Origin of the sequence: Dietzia cercidiphylli (assembly GCF_014145145.1) — a bacterium.
GTDB classification, from domain to species: Bacteria; Actinomycetota; Actinomycetes; order Mycobacteriales; family Mycobacteriaceae; genus Dietzia; species Dietzia natronolimnaea.
In genome coordinates this window covers 1-4,288 of the sequence record NZ_JAALEA010000394.1, presented here as the reverse complement: position 1 = coordinate 4,288, position 4,288 = coordinate 1, and the positions used below count along the sequence as shown (strand labels likewise).

Below are 4,288 nucleotides of genomic sequence, written 5' to 3'. Positions count from 1 at the left end.
GGACCCGGCCCGGCCCGGCCCGCCCGCGGACGACGGTGCGCCGGACGCCGAGAGGGCGGAGAACACCCTCGGCACCCTGCTGGCCGGGCTGGACGTCGCCGTGCTGCCGGTCGACCTGGCCGCCGAACTCGAGGACGTGTCCGACAGGGTCGCGATGGCGCGGAGTTTCTACAACGACGCGGTCCGCGACACCAGGACCCTGCGCGAGAAGGGGACCGTCAGGGCGCTCCGACTCGCGGGGCGCGCCCCGATGCCCGACTACGTCGAACTCGTCGACCACCCACACGCGGGAGGCTGACCCGGCGCGGTGGGGCGGCGGTTGGGGAACCGAGGTCAGGGCGACCTACACTGGACGCCTACTACGAGTCATCGACGCCAGGAAAGGCCTATTTCGTGAGCGAGCCGCAGTCCACCGAGAACACCACCGGAACCGCACGCGTCAAGCGAGGTATGGCCGAGATGCTCAAGGGTGGCGTCATCATGGACGTCGTGACCGCCGAGCAGGCGAAGATCGCCGAGGACGCCGGCGCCGTGGCCGTCATGGCCCTCGAGCGGGTCCCCGCGGACATCCGCGCGCAGGGTGGTGTCGCCCGGATGAGCGACCCCGACCTCATCGACGGGATCATCGAGGCCGTCTCCATCCCCGTGATGGCCAAGGCCCGTATCGGCCACTTCGTCGAGGCACGGATCCTCCAGGCGCTCGGCGTGGACTACGTCGACGAGTCCGAGGTCCTCACCCCGGCCGACTACGCCAACCACATCGACAAGTTCGAGTTCACCGTGCCGTTCGTCTGTGGCGCCACCAACCTCGGCGAGGCGCTGCGGCGCATCACCGAGGGCGCGGCGATGATCCGCTCCAAGGGCGAGGCAGGTACGGGTGACGTGTCCAACGCCACCACGCACATGCGCAAGATCCGCCAGGAGATCCGCCGCCTGCAGAACCTGCCCGAGGACGAGCTCTACGTGGCCGCCAAGGAGCTCCAGGCGCCGTACGACCTGGTCAAGGAGGTGGCGCGCAACGGCAAGCTCCCCGTGGTGCTGTTCACCGCCGGCGGCATCGCCACCCCCGCCGACGCCGCGATGATGATGCAGCTCGGCGCCGAGGGCGTGTTCGTCGGCTCGGGGATCTTCAAGTCCGGCAACCCGTCCGAGCGCGCGAAGGCGATCGTCAAGGCCACCACCTTCCACGACGACCCGGAGACCCTGGCGAACATCTCCCGTGGCCTGGGCGAGGCCATGGTGGGCATCAACGTGGACGACATCCCGGAGCCGCACCGGCTCGCCGAGCGGGGCTGGTGACCCACCGGTGGCCAAGATCGAGGACATCCTCGCGATCGAGCGCATCGACCGCGATCTCTACCGCGGTCACCCGATCGAGACCCACCTGCAGCGCACCTTCGGCGGCCAGGTCGCCGGTCAGACCCTGACCGCCGCGGTCAGCACCGTCGACGACGACAAGCACGTCCATTCGCTCCACGGTTACTTCATCCGGCCGGGGATCCCGTCGGCTCCCACCGTCTTCCAGGTGGACCGGCTGCGGGACGGTCGGAGCTTCGCCACCCGGCGGGTCACCGCGATCCAGGAGGGCGAGCCCATCTTCTCGATGTCGGCCTCCTTCCACCTCCGCGACCAGGAGGGGATCGAGCATCAGGACCCGATTCCCGACGTGATCGACGCCGAGGAGATCCCCGCGCCGCGGTACGAGGACCTGGACGAGACCCACCGTGTCTTCGTGGACGAGTGGGCGCAGTGGGACATCCGGATGGTGCCGCCCGACAAGCTCCGCGGATCCTCGCAGATCGCCTCACAGCAGAGGGTGTGGTTCCGGTGCGTGGACGAACTGCCGGACGACCCCAACTTCCACGTGTGCACGCTCGCCTACATGTCGGACATGACCCTGCTGAGCTCGGCCAAGGTCATCCACCCCGATGAGCCCACCCAGGACGCCTCCCTGGACCACGCGATGTGGTTCCTGCGCCCGTTCCGGGCCGACGACTGGCTGCTGTACGACCAGACGTCCCCGTCCGCCTTCGGCGGCCGGGCCCTCACCCAGGGCCGCATCTTCGACCGGACGGGGCGCCTCGTCGCGGCGGTCACCCAGGAGGGGTTGTCGCGTCGCCTCCGGGAGGGGGCGCAGCCCTTCCCTGTGGACCTGTCGGGCACCGGGTCCGACCGCACCGCAGCCGCCCGCGGGGACGCCGGTTCCCGCGGGGACCACAGGTGAGCGCGGCGAATCGCCCCCGGATCGGCGTGCTCGCCCTCCAGGGCGACGTCGCCGAACACCTGCGCCACCTGGAGACCGTCGGGGCGGAGGCCGTCACCGTGCGCCGCCGACCGGAGCTGGACACGGTCGACGGGCTCGTGCTGCCCGGCGGTGAGTCGACCGCGATGAGCCGCCTACTGGACGTGTACGACATGTACCAGCCGGTGTCCGAGCGGATCTCGGGCGGGATGCCCGTGTACGGCTCGTGCGCGGGGATGATCCTGCTGGCCTCCGTGGTGCTCGACACCCGCCCGGACGCCACGTGGTTCTCCGCCATCGACATGACCGTCCGGCGCAACGCCTTCGGGCGGCAGGTCGACTCGTTCGAGGCCGACCTCGTCGTCGACGCCCTCGGCCCCGACCCGTTTCGGACGGTCTTCATCCGGGCACCGTGGGTGGAGACGGTGGGACCGGACGTCGAGGTACTCGCCGGCGTCCGCGCCTCGGACGGCGAGGATCACGTGGTCGCGGTGCGCCAGGGCAACGCCCTCGCGACCTCGTTCCACCCCGAGGTCACCGACGACGTGCGCGTCCATCGGTACTTCCTCGACATGGTCAGGGCGGCGACCTCGTAGAGTGGGCCGTCAGCGACACCCGTAAGTCACCCGGAGGTCATCCAGGCCTCACCCCAGACACCCCGGAGGGCGGAACTCCCCATGTCAGGCCATTCCAAGTGGGCCACCACCAAGCACAAGAAGGCGGCGATCGACTCCAAGCGCGGCAAGCTCTTCGCCAAACTCGTCAAGAACATCGAGGTGGCGGCCCGCACGGGTGGCGGTGACCCCGACGGCAACCCGACGCTGTTCGACGCCATCCAGAAGGCCAAGAAGAACTCGGTCCCGGGCGACAACGTCGAGCGCGCGCGTCGGCGTGGCGCCGGCGAGGAGGCCGGCGGCGCCGACTGGGAGACCATCATGTACGAGGGCTACGGCCCGAACGGCGTGGCGATGCTCATCGAATGTCTGACGGACAACCGCAACCGCGCGGCCATGGAGGTCCGGACGGCCATGTCCCGCAACGGCGGCAACCTGGCCGACCCGGGCTCCGTGGCCTACCTCTTCGCCCGGAAGGGCGAGATCGTCCTGGACAAGGGCGAGCTCGAGGAGGACGACGTACTCATGGCGGTCCTCGAGGCGGGGGCCGAGGAAGTCAACGACCTCGGCGATCGTTTCGAGGTGATCTGCGAACCCACCGACCTCGTCCAGGTCCGCACCGCGCTCCAGGACGCCGGGATCGACTACGACTCGGCCGAGTCGGGCTTCCGGGCCTCCGTCGAGGTCACCGTCGACGCGGAGGGCGCGGGGAAGATCTTCCGCCTGATCGACGCGCTCGAGGACTCCGACGACGTCCAGAACGTCTACTCGAACGTGGACATCCCCGACGACGTGCTGGCCTCCCTGGACTCCTGACGGCCGCGTCGCTGGTAGGGTCTCGAACGTAGGTTCTACCACTAGTCGGCGGAGGTTCGATGCGCGTCATGGGAGTGGACCCCGGGCTGACCCGGTGCGGTCTCGCGTTGATCGAGACGGCACCGGGCCGCGCCGTCACCGCTCTCGACGTGGACGTGGTGCGGACGAGTGCGGACGAACCGCTCGAGCGTCGCCTGCGGGCGGTGCACGAGGTGGCCGACGAGTGGATGGCCGTTCACCGGCCCGACGTGGTGGCCATCGAGCGTGTGTTCGCCCAGAACCAGGTGTCCACCGCGATGGGCACGGCGCAGGCGGCCGGGGTCGTGGCCATGGCCGCGGCGTACCGGGATATCCCGGTCGCGTTCCACACCCCCTCCGAGGTCAAGGCCGCCGTCACGGGCAGCGGTCGCGCCGACAAGAAGCAGATGACCCTGATGATCACGCGGATCCTCGGCCTCCAGAAGCCCCCGAGCCCGGCGGACGCCGCGGACGCCCTGGCGCTGGCGGTCTGCCACAGCTGGCGGGCGCCCATGCAGGGCCGGGTGGCCGCGCTCGACGCCCAGGTCTCGAGGTCACGGGCGGGGTTCCAGGCCAAGGTCGTCAAGGGCAGGGCGGC

General features: G+C 70.1%; 5 protein-coding genes and 1 pseudogene. All 6 read left to right on the top strand.

The features are described 5' to 3' along the window. Positions 1-298 (top strand): annotated as a pseudogene (locus G6028_RS13740) (NUDIX hydrolase); the annotation flags it as partial. Between the two features lie 95 nt (positions 299-393). Further along, the gene (pdxS, locus tag G6028_RS13735; protein ID WP_179525382.1) at positions 394-1,299 is read left to right on the top strand and encodes a pyridoxal 5'-phosphate synthase lyase subunit PdxS; all 906 of its coding nucleotides are present in this window, start codon (positions 394-396) and stop codon (positions 1,297-1,299) included. Between the two features lie 7 nt (positions 1,300-1,306). Continuing rightward, positions 1,307-2,224 (top strand): acyl-CoA thioesterase, encoded by a 918-nt coding sequence (locus G6028_RS13730; RefSeq protein ID WP_179525381.1) that lies wholly within the window; start codon positions 1,307-1,309, stop codon positions 2,222-2,224. Next, entirely contained in the window at positions 2,221-2,838 is a 618-nt protein-coding gene (gene pdxT / locus G6028_RS13725; RefSeq protein WP_182659206.1) for a pyridoxal 5'-phosphate synthase glutaminase subunit PdxT, read from the top strand. The genes G6028_RS13730 and pdxT overlap by 4 nt, the downstream gene beginning before the upstream one ends. Positions 2,839-2,919: 81 nt before the next feature. Beyond that, entirely contained in the window at positions 2,920-3,672 is a 753-nt protein-coding gene (locus G6028_RS13720; RefSeq protein ID WP_182659205.1) for a YebC/PmpR family DNA-binding transcriptional regulator, read from the top strand. Between the two features lie 59 nt (positions 3,673-3,731). Then, positions 3,732-4,288: crossover junction endodeoxyribonuclease RuvC (gene ruvC, locus G6028_RS13715; RefSeq protein ID WP_182659204.1), on the top strand; the 557-nt coding region annotated here is incomplete at its 3' end.

Coding starts and splice junctions, on each gene's coding strand:
- G6028_RS13720 (WP_182659205.1), top strand. CDS start 2,920: ATGTCAGGCCATTCCAAGTGGGCCACCACCAAGCACAAGAAGGCGGCG.